The 16,813-nt window shown below is 67.0% G+C and carries 15 protein-coding genes and 2 tRNA genes; 8 read left to right on the top strand and 9 right to left on the bottom strand.

All coding sequences use genetic code 11. The annotated features are described in order from the left end of the window. The first annotated feature begins 75 nt into the window (after positions 1-75). Positions 76-882 (top strand): mechanosensitive ion channel family protein, encoded by an 807-nt coding sequence (locus RMP06_RS17265; RefSeq protein WP_310463030.1) that lies wholly within the window; start codon positions 76-78, stop codon positions 880-882. Here the strand turns inward: RMP06_RS17265 and RMP06_RS17260 are convergent. Beyond that, positions 873-1,283, bottom strand: a complete 411-nt coding sequence (locus tag RMP06_RS17260; RefSeq protein WP_310463029.1) for a methylglyoxal synthase — start codon at positions 1,281-1,283, stop codon at positions 873-875. The genes RMP06_RS17265 and RMP06_RS17260 overlap by 10 nt on opposite strands. A gap of 61 nt (positions 1,284-1,344) precedes the next feature. Here RMP06_RS17260 and RMP06_RS17255 point away from each other — a divergent pair, with 61 nt between their 5' ends. Further along, positions 1,345-1,641, top strand: a complete 297-nt coding sequence (locus RMP06_RS17255) for a hypothetical protein (protein WP_310463028.1) — start codon at positions 1,345-1,347, stop codon at positions 1,639-1,641. A 104-nt stretch (positions 1,642-1,745) separates the two neighbouring features. Then, positions 1,746-3,221 carry a DEAD/DEAH box helicase gene (locus RMP06_RS17250; protein ID WP_310463027.1) on the top strand — a complete coding sequence of 492 codons (1,476 nt, stop codon included), beginning with the start codon at positions 1,746-1,748 and terminating at the stop codon, positions 3,219-3,221. Between the two features lie 87 nt (positions 3,222-3,308). Here RMP06_RS17250 and RMP06_RS17245 read toward each other — a convergent pair whose 3' ends face one another. The 3 genes from RMP06_RS17245 to RMP06_RS17235 are packed head-to-tail and all read right to left on the bottom strand — an operon-like array spanning position 3,309 to position 5,404. Continuing rightward, the gene (locus tag RMP06_RS17245) at positions 3,309-3,662 is read right to left on the bottom strand and encodes a hypothetical protein (RefSeq protein ID WP_310463026.1); all 354 of its coding nucleotides are present in this window, start codon (positions 3,660-3,662) and stop codon (positions 3,309-3,311) included. A 32-nt stretch (positions 3,663-3,694) separates the two neighbouring features. Continuing rightward, complete coding sequence (locus RMP06_RS17240) at positions 3,695-4,759, bottom strand: extracellular catalytic domain type 1 short-chain-length polyhydroxyalkanoate depolymerase (protein ID WP_310463025.1); 1,065 nt, start codon at positions 4,757-4,759, stop codon at positions 3,695-3,697. Between the two features lie 3 nt (positions 4,760-4,762). Next, on the bottom strand, positions 4,763-5,404 hold the full coding sequence (locus tag RMP06_RS17235; RefSeq protein ID WP_310463024.1) for a hypothetical protein: 642 nt from the start codon (positions 5,402-5,404) through the stop codon (positions 4,763-4,765). 131 nt (positions 5,405-5,535) lie between these two features. On the opposite strand from RMP06_RS17235, the gene RMP06_RS17230 reads away from it, so the two are divergent. The 5 genes from RMP06_RS17230 to RMP06_RS17210 all read left to right on the top strand — a co-directional run bounded on the left by RMP06_RS17230 (position 5,536) and on the right by RMP06_RS17210 (position 12,770). After that, complete coding sequence (locus RMP06_RS17230) at positions 5,536-6,252, top strand: TetR/AcrR family transcriptional regulator (protein ID WP_310463023.1); 717 nt, start codon at positions 5,536-5,538, stop codon at positions 6,250-6,252. Continuing rightward, entirely contained in the window at positions 6,249-7,385 is a 1,137-nt protein-coding gene (locus tag RMP06_RS17225) for an efflux RND transporter periplasmic adaptor subunit (protein ID WP_310463022.1), read from the top strand. The genes RMP06_RS17230 and RMP06_RS17225 overlap by 4 nt, the downstream gene beginning before the upstream one ends. A gap of 15 nt (positions 7,386-7,400) precedes the next feature. Next, complete coding sequence (locus tag RMP06_RS17220) at positions 7,401-10,574, top strand: efflux RND transporter permease subunit (protein ID WP_310463021.1); 3,174 nt, start codon at positions 7,401-7,403, stop codon at positions 10,572-10,574. A 40-nt stretch (positions 10,575-10,614) separates the two neighbouring features. After that, positions 10,615-11,268, top strand: coding sequence for a protein-L-isoaspartate O-methyltransferase family protein (locus RMP06_RS17215; protein WP_310463020.1), 654 nt, complete (start codon positions 10,615-10,617; stop codon positions 11,266-11,268). Between the two features lie 164 nt (positions 11,269-11,432). Continuing rightward, on the top strand, positions 11,433-12,770 hold the full coding sequence (locus tag RMP06_RS17210) for a TolC family outer membrane protein (protein WP_310463019.1): 1,338 nt from the start codon (positions 11,433-11,435) through the stop codon (positions 12,768-12,770). On the opposite strand, the gene RMP06_RS17205 is transcribed toward RMP06_RS17210, so the two are convergent. The 5 genes from RMP06_RS17205 to RMP06_RS17185 form a co-directional block, all read right to left on the bottom strand. Beyond that, positions 12,745-14,064 carry a 3-deoxy-D-manno-octulosonic acid transferase gene (locus tag RMP06_RS17205; RefSeq protein WP_409050193.1) on the bottom strand — a complete coding sequence of 440 codons (1,320 nt, stop codon included), beginning with the start codon at positions 14,062-14,064 and terminating at the stop codon, positions 12,745-12,747. The two genes, RMP06_RS17210 and RMP06_RS17205, sit on opposite strands and share 26 nt — an antisense overlap. Before the next feature lie 2 nt (positions 14,065-14,066). After that, the gene (gene waaC / locus RMP06_RS17200) at positions 14,067-15,065 is read right to left on the bottom strand and encodes a lipopolysaccharide heptosyltransferase I (RefSeq protein ID WP_310463048.1); all 999 of its coding nucleotides are present in this window, start codon (positions 15,063-15,065) and stop codon (positions 14,067-14,069) included. A gap of 22 nt (positions 15,066-15,087) precedes the next feature. Next, positions 15,088-16,482 (bottom strand): phosphomannomutase/phosphoglucomutase, encoded by a 1,395-nt coding sequence (locus tag RMP06_RS17195; protein WP_310463017.1) that lies wholly within the window; start codon positions 16,480-16,482, stop codon positions 15,088-15,090. A gap of 113 nt (positions 16,483-16,595) precedes the next feature. Further along, positions 16,596-16,672: transfer RNA gene (locus RMP06_RS17190), tRNA-Asp, on the bottom strand. Positions 16,673-16,696: 24 nt separating this feature from the next. Then, positions 16,697-16,772 (bottom strand) — tRNA-Glu (locus tag RMP06_RS17185). Between the last annotated feature and the right edge of the window lie 41 nt (positions 16,773-16,813).

The raw sequence follows: 16,813 nt of genomic DNA, 5'->3' as shown, positions 1-16,813 counted from the left end.
AAGGTAGCTTTAATTCCGGAATTCCTTCACAGTTGTGCCGTGCAATTTTGCACTTAGCGACTGAGGACTTCCGCGATGGACATGCAATCGATCCAGAACTTCCTGAGCACGACTGCTCTGGACCTGGGCATCAAGATCCTGGCGGCGCTCGCCTTCTGGATCGTGGGCCGGTGGCTGATCGGCAAGGTAGTGGGACTGATCCAGGCGGGAATGAACCGCAACTCGATCGACCCGACGCTGACCAAGTACCTCGGCTCGATCATCACGATCGCGCTGAACATCACGTTGGTCCTGGGCATCCTGGGCTACTTTGGCATTCAGACGACCTCATTCGCCGCCATGCTGGCTGGCGCAGGCGTGGCCATCGGTGCGGCCTGGAGCGGCATGCTCGGCAACTTCGCGGCGGGTGCCTTCATGCTGGTGCTGCGCCCCTTCAAGGTCGGCGACTTCGTGAGCATCGGCGGCATGACCGGCACGGTCCACGAACTGGGCCTGTTCGCCACCACGATCATCACCCCGGACAATGTGATGACCCTGGTTGGCAACGGCAAAGTCTTCGGCGACACGGTGCAAAATTTCTCCGCGCTGCCTTCGCGCCGCGTCGAGCGCACCGCGCAACTCGCCCAGGGTGTCGATGCACTGGACGCCATCGCCCGCCTGAAGGCGGCGGTTGCCCAGATCCCGAACGTCGTCGCCAGCCCGGCACCGGAAGTGAACCTGCTCGACTTCAAGCTCGAAGGCCCTGTGATCTCGGTGCGCCCTTACACGCACACGGACAACTACTGGCAGGTCTATTTCGACACCAACGAAGCCATCATCAAGGTCTGCCAGGACGCTGGCTGGCCAGTGCCCGCCGCATACCACAAGGTGGTTCAGGGCTGATCAGGCTCCGCTGCGGCCAACTGCATGGCCAGTTGCCGCAGCAGCAGACGTGCCGTGCTCACGTTGGTGGCGCAGGGCACGTCATGCACATCACTCGCCCGCACAAGGGCGTTGATGTCGGGTTCGTGCGGTTGAGGGGTCATCGGGTCGCGCAGAAAGATGACCACGTCGATCCCTCCGACCGCCAGGCGGGCACCAATCTGCAAGTCGCCACCCATCGGGCCGCTCAGCAGTCGCTCCACGGCCAAGCCCACCTCGGCCTGAAGGCGAGCACCCGTTGTTCCGGTCGCGCACAGCGTGCAGCCAGCCAGCAGGCTGCGGAATTCCGTGGCCAATGCCACCATCTCGTTCTTCTTGCCGTCGTGGGCGATCAGGGCGACACGGCAGGGGCGGACATGCATGGTTGAACTTTCAAGGCGAGGGATCGAGGAGCAGCCATCCTAGCCAGCGGCGGTTACACCCATGTCTCTTTCTGGGCGCTTTTTGATGATGCAGCGCAACATCAACTCCGGGAATACGCTACAATCGCAGCTGCTGTCTCTGACGCAACTGCCGCGACGTACCCAAGGTACCTTCGCATGGCAGCAACGACAACAGGCACAGCTGTTTCGTTCATCCCCTCTGACCTTCCTCTTTCCCCTCATCCCTCCGGCAGACCTTTTCGGTTCTGCGGGGCTGCAGGCGCGGTCGGCGGCGATGCTGTTCGACCCGGGCGGGCTTTTTCTCCACCCCTTTGAAGCTGCGAGCGTGGCGCGTTGACGGATGACGCCCCATGGACGCTGGCCCGCCATTGCGTTGTCGCACGTCTTGTGCTGACTGCGCTAGCCTGAACGGCGCCCATCGATGGTGCCAGATGAGAACCCATGAGCTTTGATACCCTTGGCCTGAACGAAGTCCTGCTGAAGTCCCTGACCGATTCCGGTTACGAGACCCCGACTGAAGTCCAAGCCCGCACCATTCCCGCCGCCCTCGCAGGCTCCGACCTGCGTGTCTGCTCCAACACTGGCAGCGGCAAGACTGCCGCCTTCGTGCTGCCCGCCCTGGAACGTGTGCTGGCCGCCCGTGCCGACGCTGCTGCCCGTGGCATCAAGGGCTACCAGCCGAACAAGGGCCCCCGTGTCCTGATCCTGACCCCGACCCGCGAACTCGCGCTGCAAGTATCCAAGGCCGCGATGACCTACGGTCGCCACGTTCAGGGCCTTCGCGTCGCCACTGTCGTCGGCGGCGTGCCCTACGGCGCCCAGTTGGCTGCGCTGCGCGGTCAGCTCGACCTGCTGATCGCCACCCCGGGTCGCCTGATCGACCACCTCGACAGCGGCAAGGCCATCCTCGGCCAAGTCGAGCTGCTGGTGCTCGACGAAGCCGACCGGATGCTGGACATGGGCTTCATCGAAGACATCGAGCGCATCGCCGAGTCGCTGCCCGCCGAGCGCCAGACTGTCATGGTCAGCGCTACCTTCGCGGGTCAAGTGGGCCGTCTGGCCGACCAGATCCTCAAGGACAGCGCCCAGCGCATCGAGATCGCCAACCACACCGACAACCACGCCAGCATCGAGCAGCAGCTCCTGTGGGCCGACAGCCTGGACCACAAGTCCGCGCTGCTGGAGCACATCCTGACCGACAAGGAGATGCAGCAAGCGGTGATCTTCACCAGCACGCAGCGTGACGCGGATGACCTTGCCGCTCGCCTGTACGACCTCGGCCACGCCGTGGCGCCGCTGCACGGTGGCATGCCGCAAGGCCGCCGCACCCGCACGCTGATGGCCCTGCGCCGCGGTGAGCTGCGCATCCTGGTGGCCACCGACGTCGCTGCCCGCGGTATCGACGTGCCGACCATCAGCCACGTCATCAACTACGGTCTGCCGATGAAGGCCGAGGACTACGTGCACCGCATCGGCCGTACCGGCCGTGCCGGCCGCACCGGTCGCGCCATCACGCTGGCCGAGCGCCGTGACGTGTCGATGATCCGCCGCATCCAGCAGTTCACGACCCGCGCCATCCCGATTGGAATCATCGAAGGCCTGGAGCCGACCCGTCCGGCGCCGGAAATGAGTCCGAACCGTGGTCCGATGCGCGAAGGTGGTCGTCCGCCGTTCCGTGGGGCTCCGGGCCGTGGCGCGCCTGGTGGTGGCTACCGTGGTGCGAACCCCGGCTATGGCGCTCCGCGTCACGACGGTCCGCGTCCAGACAGCCGCTTCGACGGCCCACGTGGTGGCGATGCCCCGCGTTTCGATAACGACCGTGGTGCGCCGCGTTTCGACAATGACCGCGGCGCCCCGCGCAGCGGTTTCGGTGCTGGCCGCCCGGCCATGCGTCCGCGCAGCAACGGTCCGCGCTGAGCGCTGACCCGATCCCGGCGGTACAAACCGCCAAGGAATGAAAAACCGGCCATTCATGGCCGGTTTTTTTTGCCCGCAGCGATCGCTTCAGTGCCGACGCCACTCGCCGCCGCGCTGCTCCCAGCCTCGCTGACCACGTTCCCAGCGGTGCGGTTCCCAGCGCTGCCCCGGTCGGCGGGACTCCCAGTGCCCGGGCATCCAGACATGGCGTCCTCCCGACCAGTTCCAGAATCCATCAATCCACAAGTAGCCGACGGCTGGCGGCGGACCGGGCCGCTCGATGCGCACAGGGGGCGGCTCCACCACGACAACGCCTCCGTCCTCGTAGCCTCCGTGCCGTGGATACGGCGCCACCACACAGCCGGCCAGCCCGGTGCCGAGCACCAGCACCATCATGCCCAGTGCGCGCCGCACCGGAAAAATCACCTTGGTCGTTGTCATGGCGGTCGCAGCGCACAGCGGCGCCGTCGTGGTCAAACAGATCTGCTTAACGTCCCAGCACGGACCGGCGCTGACAGACCGCCTGTTGAGCGAGGAAACTGGCGCCGCACGAAGGCCCAGATCAGCGCCGAAGCGTCCGGCCCGGTCGGATCACTGAACGGCAGTGTCTTTGTACCGCCGCTCCACGCGTGGCCCATGCCCGCCACCAGTGACAAACTCACCACCACCTTTCGCCCCACCCGGTAGTCAGTGATGTGCATCGCCCGCCGCTGACCACGTTGCACGCTGCGTTCCGCGGCCGCGCGGGCCCCCAGCGCATCCGCCCACAACGCCGCAGCCGCCACACCGTTGTTGGACGACACCACACCATCCGCTGTACCGTGCAGCACCAGCAGCGGAGGCCAGTGCACAGAGGCAGCCCCCGGCGCATCCGGCGCCGCCCGCCCGAACATGGCGCGCAAAGCCGACAACGACGAGTCGGCCGAGCCGGGCGGTACGCCCGAATGCATCACCACCGCCACGAACCGGTCTGCCGCCCGGGCCGCCAGCAGGGCCGCCATGCTCGCACCGGCCGACAGCCCAGCAACCGCCACCCGCGCTCCGTCCAGCGGATGCCGGTGCAGCACCTGGTCCAGCGCCAGCAGCAGCGTGGCCACTTCGGCATCGGCCAGGTGGGAGCGGGTGCCGTACCAGTTCCAGCAGCCCTGCGGATTCGCCATCCGGTCCTGCTCCGGGTAGAGCACCGCAAAGCCCTGCTTCGCCGCGAGTCGGTTCATGCGTGTCAGGGCAGCAAAGCCCTCGGCATTCTGGTTACAGCCGTGCAGCATCACCAGCAAGGGCAGCGGCGCACCCGCTCGCAATCCCGGCGGCAGGTAGAGCCAGTAACGCCTCGCGCCAGCCGGACCGAAGACGAGCCCCATCGACCAGTCACCGGTCCGGGGTGGTGCATGGGCTTGCAGGCCGGCCTGTTTGACCGCCTGCTGGACACTCTGTTTCACGGCCTTGCGCACTGCGCGCTGGACAACCTTTCCGGCCGCGGCGGTCAACCGCCGCGTCGAGGCCAGCAAGGGCGAGAGCTTGACGCGGCGGCGCGCCATCCCTCAGGCGCCCTGGGCGCGAATGGGCTCCAGCGTCACCATGACGCCGCCCTCCGTCACCTTGAGCGCACCTGGTCGCAAGCCCATCCGGGCGGCCTGGTCGATCGCCGACTGCTCGACCTTGTGCACAACCGCCCCTTCCAGAAGGTCTTCGGCGAGCAGGCCGCCCCAGCGGTTGACGTTCGAGGCCAGCAGACTCGGCAGACCGTCGATGGCGATGTTTTCCCGGCGCACCCGGGCAAGGCGGACCGTCGAATCGCCCGTGTCGAAGCGCAGTCCGCTGCTGAACATCAGGTTGCCCTTGAAGGTGCGCGAGGTCAGCATGCGCTCCTGCACACCCAGGTCGAAGCCCAGCATCAACCGGTCTTCCGCCGGCAGCAGCTTCAACTTTGGCGAAGCCAGCCGCACGTCAAAGATCTCCAGCACCCGGCGGTTGGCCGGAAAACGTTCAGCGAGCGTGACCAGGATCTGGCGTTCGCTCAGCGTGAATTCCCGCGGCCCGGTCGATGCGCAGCCCGACAGCAGCGACCCCACACCGGACACGCCACACACACCCAGCAGTGCAACTCCTGCACCACGGCACAACAGTTGACGCCGCCCGCCCGGTGTCAAGCGGCCATCGGCGGGGGACAATTCGAACGCCATCGCGGTACTCCTGGGTCTGGTCATGCAGGCCATTCTATGGAGTCATGTCTCCAGCCCGACACCGATTGACCCCGCTCGCCGAGTGCGACTACATTACTGACCGGTTAGTCACTTAACTGGATTCTTTCACCTTGACCACCAGCCCCGAGTCCTCCATGCCCGCGACCCACCAGCGCCGCAAGGCCGAACGTCCGCAAGAGCTGCTGGACGCGGCCCTGAGCCTGTTCGTGGAAAAGGGCTTTGCGGCCACCCGCGCCGACGAGGTGGCGACCCGCGCGGGGGTCTCCAAGGGCACGCTCTACCTGTACTACGCCAGCAAGGAAGAGCTGCTCAAGGCGGTCATCGCGCAGCGCCTGTCCAGCCAGATCGCCGAGGGCGCGCGCCAAGTGGCGGAGCACCGGGGCAGTTGCGCCGAGCTGCTGCGCAACGTGCTGTCCACCTGGTGGGAGAACGTTTTCGACAGCGACGCTTCGGGCGTCTTCAAGCTCATCATCACCGAGGTGCGCAACTTCCCCGAGATCGCGGAGTTCTACTTCCGCGAGGTGGTGGAGCCCGGCCAGAACCTGATCGGCAGCGTGGTGCAGCGCGGCATCGACCGGGGCGAGTTCCGCCCGGTGCCGGTGAACAGCGTGGTGCAGTCGCTGGTGCTGCCCATGGTGATGCTGTGTGTCCACAAGCATTCGCTGGGAGCGTGCAACGCCTGCGGTGCGCCCGACGCAATGGTGGAGCCACGCCTGTTCATCCGGCAGCACATTGATCTGCTGCTGGGTGGCCTGTGTGTCCCGACCTCGGCCGTCCCCCTGGGCGCGTCGTCCACCAACCCCTCAAGCACCCAAGTCACGCCATGAACCGCCCTGTCAAGATTGCACTCGCCATGCTGGTCGTCGCTGCCGTGGTGCTCGGGACGCGGTTGGTGCAGAGCCGACGTGCCGAGACGGCCGCCACTGCCCAGACGCCCGCGGCGGCGGCCTCTGCACCTGCCGCGCTGGACCTGCGCGACAGCGATCTCGTGGTCGCCAGCGTGGCCGATCTCGCGCGCACGGTGGCGCTGTCGGGCAGCGTCAAAGCCGTCAGCACCGCCGTCGTCAAGGCGAAGGTGGCTGGCGAGCTGCGCAGCCTGGGGCCGCGCGAAGGCGACACGGTGCGCGCCGGGCAGGTCGTCGGCGAGATCGACGCCACCGAGTTCGTGCTCCGGGTACACCAGGCCGCGCAGCAGGCCGAAGCCGCCCGCGCCCAGGTCGACATCGCCCGGCGCCAGCTCGACAACAACCGCGCGCTGGTCGCGCAGGGCTACATCTCCGCCACGGCGCTCGACACCTCGGTCGCCAACCACGCCGCCGCGCAAGCCAGCCTGCAAGCCGCGCTGGCCACCGCCGAGCTGGCCCGCAAGGCGCAGGCCGACACCGTGCTCAAGTCGCCGATCAACGGCGCCGTGTCGCAGCGGCTGGCCCAGCCGGGCGAGCGCGTCGCCGTGGACGCCCGCGTGCTGGAGGTGATCGACCTGAGCCGGCTGGAGCTGGAGGCCGCCCTGCCCGCGGCAGACGCCGGCCTGCTGCGCCCTGGCGCCACCGCCGAGCTGGTGGTCGAAGGGCTGCCCGACCCGATCCGCGCCCAGGTCGCACGCCTGAACCCGACCACGCAGGCCGGCACCCGCGCAGTGCTGGTCTACCTGAGCGTGCAGCCGGTGCCGGGCCTGCGCGTCGGGCTGTTCGCGCGTGGCACGGTCGCGTTGGAGCAGCGTCGCGTGCTGAGCCTGCCGCTGTCGGCGGTGCGGCTGGACGACGCCCTGCCCTACGTGGTGGTGCTCGACGGACAGGCACTGCGCCGGCGCACGGTGAAGACCGGCGGCCGCGGGCTGGTGGATCGGGTCGAGTCGATCGAGATCACCGACGGCTTGCGCGAGGGCGACCGTGTGCTGCGCGGCAGCCTCGGCACCGTGCGCGACAACACACCCGCCCGGCTGGTCGTCGCAGCGCGCTGAGCGGAGCCGCCCGCCATGTGGTTCACCCGCGTTTCCATCACCAACCCCGTCATGGCCACCATGGCCATGCTCGCGCTGGTCGTGCTGGGCCTGTTCTCCTACCAGCGGCTCAAGGTCGATCAGTTCCCCAACATCGAATTCCCGACCGTGGTGGTCAGCCTCGACTACCCCGGCGCCTCGGCCGAAATCGTCGAGACCGAGGTCACGCGCAAGGTCGAGGAAGCGCTGAACTCCATCGCCGGCATCAGCCAGCTCTATTCGCGCAGTTACTCGGGCACCTCGGTGGTCATCGTCCAGTTCAACCTGGACCTGGACGGCCGCAAAGTTGCCGACGATGTGCGAGAAAAGCTCGCCATCCTCAAGCCCCAATTGCGCGAAGAAGTGAAGGAGCCCAAGGTCCAGCGCTTCGATCCGTCGAGTCGCCCCATCTGGACCATCTCGGTCAAGGCCACGGATCCCGCCAAGGTCAATGCGGTCCAGCTCTCCACCTGGGCGGACCAGATCTTGCGCAAGCGGCTGGAGAACGCACGCGGCGTCGGCTCGGTCGCGCTGGTCGGCGCGGTGCGGCGCGAGATCAACCTCTACCTCGATCCGCAGCGACTGGAAGCGATGGGCGTCAGCGCGGACCAGGTCATCGCCGCCGTCAAGACCGAGAACCAGGATTTGCCGGCCGGCACGCTGCGTTCGGTGGACAGCGAACGGGTGGTGCAGATCCGCGGCCGGGTGCAGCGGCCGGAGGACTTCGCACAACTCGTCGTCGCCCGCCGCGGCACCAGCCTGATCCGCCTGGGCCAGGTAGCCCGCGTCGTCGATGGGCCCCAGGAAATCGACACCCTTGCGCTCTACAACGGCCAGCGCACGCTCGCGCTGGAAGTGCAGAAATCCCAGGGCGAAAACACCATCGACGTGGTGGACGGGCTGAACCACGCGCTCGCCGCGGTGCAGGCCGCGGGCGAAGTGCCCGCCGGCGTCGAGATCAACGTGGTGCGCGACAGCGCCCGGCCGATCCGCGTCTCGGTCAACAACGTGCGCCGCACCCTGCTCGAAGGCGCGGCGCTGACCATCCTCATCGTCTTCCTGTTCCTGAACTCCTGGCGCTCCACCGTCATCACCGGCCTGACCCTGCCGATCGCGCTCATCGGCACCTTCCTGTTCATGCAGCTCTTCGGCTTCTCGATCAACATCATCACGATGATGGCGCTGAGCCTGTGCGTGGGCCTGCTGATCGACGATGCCATCGTCGTGCGCGAGAACATCGTGCGCCACGTCCAGATGGGCAAGTCGGCGCACGACGCCGCACTCGACGGCACCATGGAAATCGGCCTGGCCGTGCTGGCGACCACGCTGTCGATCGTCGCGGTGTTCCTGCCGATCGGTTTCATGGGCGGCATCATCGGCAAGTTCTTCCACGAGTTCGGCATCACCATCGTGGCCGCCGTGCTGATCTCGATGTTCGTGAGCTTCACGCTCGACCCGATGCTCAGCTCCATCTGGCACGACCCCGCCATCCACACCGAAGGTGCGCCCTTCCAGCCACGCACGTTCTATGACCACACGCTCGGCCGCGTCACGCACGCCGTCGATCGCTTTTCGCACGGTCTGGGCGAGGTGTACCAGTCCGCCCTGCGGTGGTCGCTGCGGCACAAGCTGGCCACCATCGGCATCGCGCTGGCGACCCTGGTCGCGAGCCTCGGGCTGGTGAAGCTGCTCGGCTCGGAGTTCGTGCCCAAAGCGGACTACTCGGAGACCTTCGTCAGCTTCAACACCCCGGTCGGCTCCTCGCTGGAGGTCACGGAGGCCAAGGCGCGCGAGGTCGAAGCCATCATCCGCGAGCGGCCCGAGGTGCGGTACACACTGACAACGATCAACACCGGGCAGGCACAGGGCAAGATCTACGCGCAGATCTTCATCCGCCTCGTCGATCGCAAAGACCGTGCACTCAACCAGGACCAGCTCACCGGCCCGCTGCGCGAACGGCTCGCGCGCATCCCAGGCATCACCGTGACGCACGTCGGCCTGCTGGATGCGGTGGGGGGCAACAAGCCCTTGCAGCTCTCCCTCCAGGGCAGCGATCTGGCCGAGCTGCAGCGCCAGAGCATGGTCATCGCCGAGCGGCTGCGCGCCATCCCCGGTCTGGTCGATCTGGACACCAGCGCCAAGCCGAACCAGCCGACGGTGGCGATCGACGTGCGCCGGGACGTGGCGGCTGACCTGGGGCTGAGCGTGGGCAGCATCACCAGCAGCCTGCGCACTCTGGTGGCCGGCCAGACGGTGGGCAACTGGCGCGCCAGCGACGACCTGAACATCGACGTGAAGGTCCGTCTGGCACCCGAGGCCCGTGACGACACCCGTGATCTGCAGGCCCTGCCCTTGCTGGCGGGCAGCAACGCCGACGGCAGTCCCCGCATCGTTCGCCTGGGCCAGGTCGCCGACGTGCGTGCCGACAGCACCGCCAACCAGATCAACCGCCGCGACCTGCTGCGCGAGGTCGAGCTGAACGCCAACGTCTACGGCCGCTCACCCGGTGAGGTCTCCGTTGACATCCGCCGCGTGCTGGACTCGCAGCCACTGCCGCCGGGCGTGGGCTGGCGTTTCGGCGGCTCGACCAAGGACATGGCGGAGAGCTTCGCCTACGCGGTGTCGGCGCTGGCGATGGGCATGGTCTTCATCTACATGATCCTGGCCTCGCAGTTCCGCAGTTTCCTGCAGCCGATCGCGCTGATGAGTTCGCTGCCGATGACGCTGGTCGGCGTGGTGCTGACGCTGCTGGCCTTCCGCTCGACGATGAACCTGTTCTCGGTCATCGGCGTCGTGATGCTGATGGGGCTGGTGACCAAGAACGCGATCCTGCTGCTCGACTTCGCCATCCGCGCCCGCGCTGGCGAGGTCACCGGCCAACCGCTCGACCGGGAACGCGCCCTGCTGCTGGCGGCCAGGGTGCGGTTGCGCCCGATCCTGATGACGACGCTGGCGATGATTTTCGGCATGGTGCCGCTCGCATTTGCGCTGTCGGAAGGCTCGGAGCAGCGCGCGCCAATGGGGCAGGCGGTCATCGGCGGCGTGATCACCTCGTCGGTGCTGACGCTGGTGGTCGTGCCGGTCATTTATTGCTACCTGGATGACCTGAGCGCATGGCTGCGTCGCCGATTTGCACCAGATCGTCAGATCGCCGACACAGCCCGCTCCTAAAATGGCAGGTTTCGTTGCGCATGATCCCGAGGAAATCAAGATGAATGTCGAACAGGCCCGTTTCAACATGATCGAGCAGCAGATCCGCCCGTGGGACGTGCTGGATCAGTCGGTGCTGTCCCTGCTGGCCGTCGTCAAGCGCGAAGATTTCGTGCCGGCCGCCCACCGCAGCATCGCGTTCACGGACCTGGAGATTCCGCTGCCCGGCGGACAGGTGATGCTGGCACCGCGGCTGGAAGCCCGCCTGCTGCAGGAGCTGGAGCTGCACCGCCACGAGAAGGCGCTGGAGATCGGCACCGGCTCGGGTTTCATGGCCGCGCTGATGGCGCACAAGGCCCAGCAGGTCGTGACCTACGAGAAGCGCCCCGAACTCGCCGCGATGGCCCGCGAGAACCTGCGCCACGCCGCCGTGATGAATGTCGAGGTGCGCCAGGGCGATGGTGCCAACGGTGATGCGACCCGCGGTCCGTGGGACGTGATCGTGCTGTCCGGCTCGGTGGCCGAGATCCCGCAGGCGCTGCTGCAGCAGCTCAAGATCGGCGGTCGTCTGGTTGCGGTGACTGGCAACGAGCCGATGATGCGCGCCCTGCGTGTGCGCCGTCTGAGCGACCGCGACTTCACGACCGAAGTGCTGTTCGACACCGTGGCACCGCGCCTCGAAGGCTTCGCCCAGCCCTCGTCCTTCAAGTTCTGACGCTGACCACGGACACCCGGCCATGCAGCCACTTCGAGTCGGTGCGGCATCGGTCACGATCCCGATGCCGCAAATTCCAGCACGGTTGGCCGGAATCGACCGGAATCAGCCCATCCTTGCTCCTGAGTTCCCGTGAGTTCCCGTTCTAGTTCGAGGAAACGTCCATGCCCGTGTTGAAAACCCCCTTGTCGTTCGGCTTGCTGACCATGGCTGCCGCTGTCCTGACAAGCCTGTCCGCGCCAGCGTCAGCCGAGAACCTCAAGGAGGTTTACGAGGCGGCCAAGGCCTACGACGCAACCTATCTGGCGTCCCGCGCCGCTGCGGAGTCCAGCCGCTACAAGGCCGCGCAAGCCGATGCGCTGACACGCCCGACGGTCAATCTGCAGGCCGGTGCCACGCAAAGCGGCACCGATACGCCGCTCTTCGGCACCCGATCGACAACGACCGGCTCGCTCGGTCTGGTGGCCGTGCAGCCGCTGTACAACCGCCCCAACGGCTTCACCATCGACAAGGCCCGCAAGGCATTGGACATCGCGCAGGCGGACCTCGCCAACGCGGAGCAGGATCTGGCTGTCCGGGTCGCACAGGCCTACTTCGATGTGCTGGCGGCCCAGGACACGCTGTCCACCGCCCGCGCCTCCAAGACGGCGATCAGCGAACAGCTCGCCTCTGCCAAGCGCAATTTCGAGGTCGGCACCGCCACCATCACCGACACCCGCGAAGCCCAGGCCAGATTCGACCTGGCCACCGCGCAGGAAATCGCCGCGGACAACGACGTGCGCACCCGCCGCCTGGCGCTGGACCAGATCGTCGGGCGGCAGGGTCTGCAGCCAAATGGACTGTCCATGCCCGTGACCTTGCCGGTGCAGACCGAGCCAGTGGATGCCTGGGTGGACCGTTCCGAAGGCAGTCCGTCGGTGCGCAAGGCCCGCCTGGCCTACGACATCGCCAAGCTCGAAACCCAGCGCACCGACGCGGTGCGCTCGCCCACAGTGGATCTGCAGGGCCAGCTCGGCGGCGCCTACAACCGCGGCTCCGGCGCGAGTTCGTCCGGTGGCGTGGGCACCTCGATCAACCACTCGGTGGGCGTGGTTCTGAAGGTGCCGCTCTACACCGGCAATGCGATCGAAAACCAGGTCCGCGAGGCCGTGTCGCTCGAAGAGAAGTCGCGCAACGAGCTGGAAGCCGCCCGCCGGGCGGTCGCGCAGGCCACCCGGCAGGTCTACTTCGGCGTGCAGTCTGGCAGTGCGCAGGTCAAGGCGCTCGAAGCGGCCGAAGCGTCGAGCAAGCTCGCGCTGGACGCGACCAAGCTCGGCTACAAGGTCGGCGTGCGGGTCAATCTGGACGTGCTGAACTCGCAGACCCAGCTGTTCTCGACCCAGCGCGATCTGGCCAAGGCGCGCTACGACGTGCTGGTCAACAGCCTGAAACTGCGGCAAGCCGCGGGCGTGCTGGCCGCGGGCGACATCGACGCCGTCAACGCGCTGCTGTCGGGAAAATGAACCGGCGCATGGCCTCGGCCATGCGCACCGCCGCACCCTGGTCCTGCCCGGCATAGGCCAGGGCCGCGGCGGAGGCGGCGGCCCGCGCATCGCTGCATTCCACCAGCGCACACGCCGCGGACACTGCCGCATCCAGATCCGCACACCGCCATGCAGCGCCCGCAGCAACCGCGCCGTCGGCGGCCTGGGCAAAGTTGAAGGTGTGTGGCCCCAGGAACACCGGGCAGGCACACGCCGCTGCCTCGATCAGGTTCTGCCCACCCAGTGGCGCAAAACTGCCGCCCAGCAGCGCAGCTTGGGCGCAGGCGTAGTAGGCCGGCATCTCGCCCATCGAATCCCCCAGCCAGACCTGCGCCTGCCGCGCCAGCGTACCCGGACCACCAGCACCCCAGGCGCTGCGCCGCACCAGCGTCAGTCCGGCATCGGCCACCAGCCGGGCCACTTCGTCGAACCGCTGCGGATGGCGCGGCACCAGCAACAACAGCGGCTGCGGCTGCGCAGCAGCGTCAGCCGCTCGGCGGTCCAGCAACGCGCGCCAGGCCGCTAGCAGCGGCGCATCCTCGCCCTCACGCCAACTGGCCGCCAGCACCACGGGGCGCGACAGGCCTGCACTCCAGCTTTCCCCCGCAGCCAGCAGTTCGGGCGAGGGACGCTGATCGAACTTGATGTTGCCCATGACCTGCACATCGGTAACGCCTGCCTGTCGCAACCGCTGCGCGTCGGCCTCCGTCTGCGCCAATGCCTGTGCCAGCGACGCAGCGGCAGGCCGCAGCAACGCATCAAATCGCAGCGACTGGCGCAGACTCTTGTCGGACAGCCGCGCATTCGCCAGCACCACAGGCACCCCTGCCCGCTGCGCCTCGTGCAGCAGCTGCGGCCAGACCTCGGTCTCCATCAGAATCCCCATGACGGGCCGGTGTCGGCGAAAAAACCGCTGCACCGCACTTGGCGTGTCCAGCGGCACCCAGCACTGAAAGTCCCCCGCCTGAAGCAGCAATTCGCCTGCAGCACGCCCGGTGGCCGTCCCGTGGGTCAGCAGCAGGCGGACATCCGGCCACAGCATGCGCAAGGCACGCACCAGCGGTTCAGCGGCCCGCGTTTCACCGAGTGACACCGCGTGCAACCAGACCGCGCCCGGTGCCGTCATCGGCGCGTAACCGAGCCGTTCGGACATCGCGGTCCCGTAGAGCGGCTCGCGCCGCGCCCGCCGCCACAGCCGCAGCAGCAGCAAGGGCACCAGCAAGCGCATGAACCATCCGTAAGCGCCGAGCGCCAGCCGTTGCTTCAGCGTCAGCGTCAAGGGGCCACTCCGCGTGCGTGCGCCACGGTCTGCCAAGCCGACGCGACAGCGTCCAGCGCAGGCACATCGGCACCACCGACACTCACCTGGTGCGCGTGGCCATGCGCGGGCATCGGACCGGTCCGCCAGGCGGTCGGAAAGTTGTAGAGCTGCACATGCGGCAGATCGAGCGCCACTGCGAGGTGCGACAACCCGCTGTCCACGCCCACGACCCCTTGCGCAGCGCCCATCTGATCGACTAGCGCATCCAGCCCCATGCGCGGCCAGAGGTCGCAGGACGCGGGGCCGATGCCTGTGGCGATCCGCTCGGCGCGCCGGGCCTCTTCTTCACTGGCCTGCGGCATGGCAATGCGCCAGCCACGCTGCACCAGTGACCGACCGAACGCAATCCAGTGCGCCTCGGGCCAGAGCTTGTCGTCACGGGAGGTGCCATGCACGAACACCAGCGTGCGGGACTGCGGCGGTGGTTCCCCCGCAGCGCGCAGACCGAACCGCGGCGGTCCGCTCACGGCATAGCCCAGCGCCTCGGCTGCCATGTGCCGAGAACGATCAACAACGTGAATGTGCGGCTCCAGCGTGATCGCACGGTCGGCCAGCCAGCGTGTCGGCGCCTCCCAGCCCGAGCCATCCGTGCGGTTGCCCAGTGCGTAGCGCAGCCCGCCCGGAACCATCAACGCCTGTCGAGCCACCAGGGCAGACTTGGTCAAGCCCTGCAGATCGAGCACGGCGTCATAGCAATGCTGCTGCAACCGCGCACGGAAAGCGTGCTTCTCGCGCCGCACGTCCGACGTCCACCAACGCTTGCGCCAGCGCCGCTGGGCGCAGTCGATCACCTCGCCGATCCCTTCGACCCGGCGCACCAGCGGCGCAAAACCGGGTTCGACCACCCAATCGACGCACACACCCGGCAGTGCCGCACACAGGTCCGCGACCACCGGCATCGCATGGATCACATCGCCCAGGGACGAAAGCTTGACGATCAGGACACGCCGCACGTTCAACCGGAACCGCCCGCCGTCAGTGCGCAGACGTCTGAACCTGGGCTTCCGGCATCACCTTGCGCAGCGCAGCCATGAAGTCGTGCTCGATGCGCGCCAGTGCCTCGGCGGTGTGGCCCTCGAAACGCAGCACCAGCACTGGCGTGGTGTTGGACGCACGGATCAGGCCGAAACCGTCGGGATAGTCGCCACGCAGTCCGTCGATGGTGCCGATCTCGGCGCCAGGAAAGTCGGCTTGCGCGATGAGCTGGTCCACGATCGCATGCTGGTTGCCAGCGGGCACGGCGACGTTCAGCTCGGGCGTGCTGAAGCTGGTCGGCAGCGCCTTGAGCACCGCGCTCGGATCGTCGAAGCGCGACAGGATCTCCAGCAGACGCCCCGCGGTGTACATCGCGTCATCAAAGCCGTACCAGCGCTCACCGAAGAAGATGTGGCCACTCATCTCGCCGGCCAGCGGTGCGCCGGTTTCGCGCAGCTTGGCCTTCATCAGCGAATGGCCGGTTTTCCACATCATCGGCACACCGCCAGCAGCACGAATGCCCACCGGCAGGCGCTGCGAGCACTTCACGTCGTAAATGATCAGGCCGTTGGGGTTGCGCGTCAGGATGTCCTGCGCGAACAGCAGCATCTGGCGATCTGGAAAGATGATTTCGCCGTCCTTGGTCACCAGGCCCAACCGATCGCCGTCGCCGTCGAAAGCCAGCCCGAGTTCGAAATCGGTGGCGTGGACAACCTTGATCAGATCGGCAAGGTTTTCCAGCTTCGAGGGGTCCGGGTGGTGGTTCGGGAAGTCACCGTCCACACGGCTGTACAGCTCGACCACTTCGCAGCCCAGTGCCTTGAGGATGCCGGGAGACGACGCACCGGGAATGCCGTTGCCAGAGTCCACGACGATCTTCATGGGCCGCGCCAGCTTGCAGTCGCCGATGATGCGGGCGGTGTACTCGGGCAGGATGTCGAGCGTGGAGATGCGGCCCAGCGCGGATGCCGTGCTGTAGGTCTCGGACTCCATGCGAATGCGCAGGCCTTGGATCGTGTCGCCATAGATGGCCACGCCGCCAAGCACCATCTTGAAGCCGTTGTAGTCCTTGGGGTTGTGGCTGCCGGTCACTTGGATGCCGCTGCGGCAACCGATGTCGCCACGGGTCGCGGCCACGTAGTACAGCATCGGCGTGGTCACCGCGCCCAGATCGATCACGTCCAGGCCGGTCGACGCCAAGCCACGCATCAGGGCGGCGCTCAGATCCGGACCGGACACGCGGCCGTCACGGCCAACTGCCACCGCACGCTCGCCCAAGGCCTGCGCCTCGGTGCCAAAAGCCCGGCCCAAGTGCTCCGCAAATTCGACGTCCAGCGCCTGCCCGACGATGCCGCGGATGTCATAGGCCTTGAAGGCAGAAGCGATCACTTGCATAAAGAGAAATCCTGGTTCGATAGAAACCCGCGCATTGTAGGCAGCAGAAGAATGGCAGTACAAAAACAAAATGCCCGTTCACCATGAATGAACGGGCATTTCTAAAACCAATTTGGCGGAGTGGACGGGACTCGAACCCGCGACCCCCGGCGTGACAGGCCGGTATTCTAACCAACTGAACTACCACTCCGCAGTGGTGCAAACCATCGAAACTTGGCGACTCCTAGGGGATTCGAACCCCTGTAACGACCGTGAAAGGGTCGTGTCCTAGGCCTCTAGACGAAGGAGTCAACAGGGGTGACCCTAAAACTGAATGAAAAACTTGGCGGAG

It is taken from the genome of Sphaerotilus sp., from assembly GCF_031429695.1.
Classification (GTDB): Bacteria; Pseudomonadota; Gammaproteobacteria; order Burkholderiales; family Burkholderiaceae_C; genus Sphaerotilus.
The sequence above is the reverse complement of the archived record's forward strand: the minus strand, read 5'-3'. Positions and strand labels throughout refer to the sequence as shown.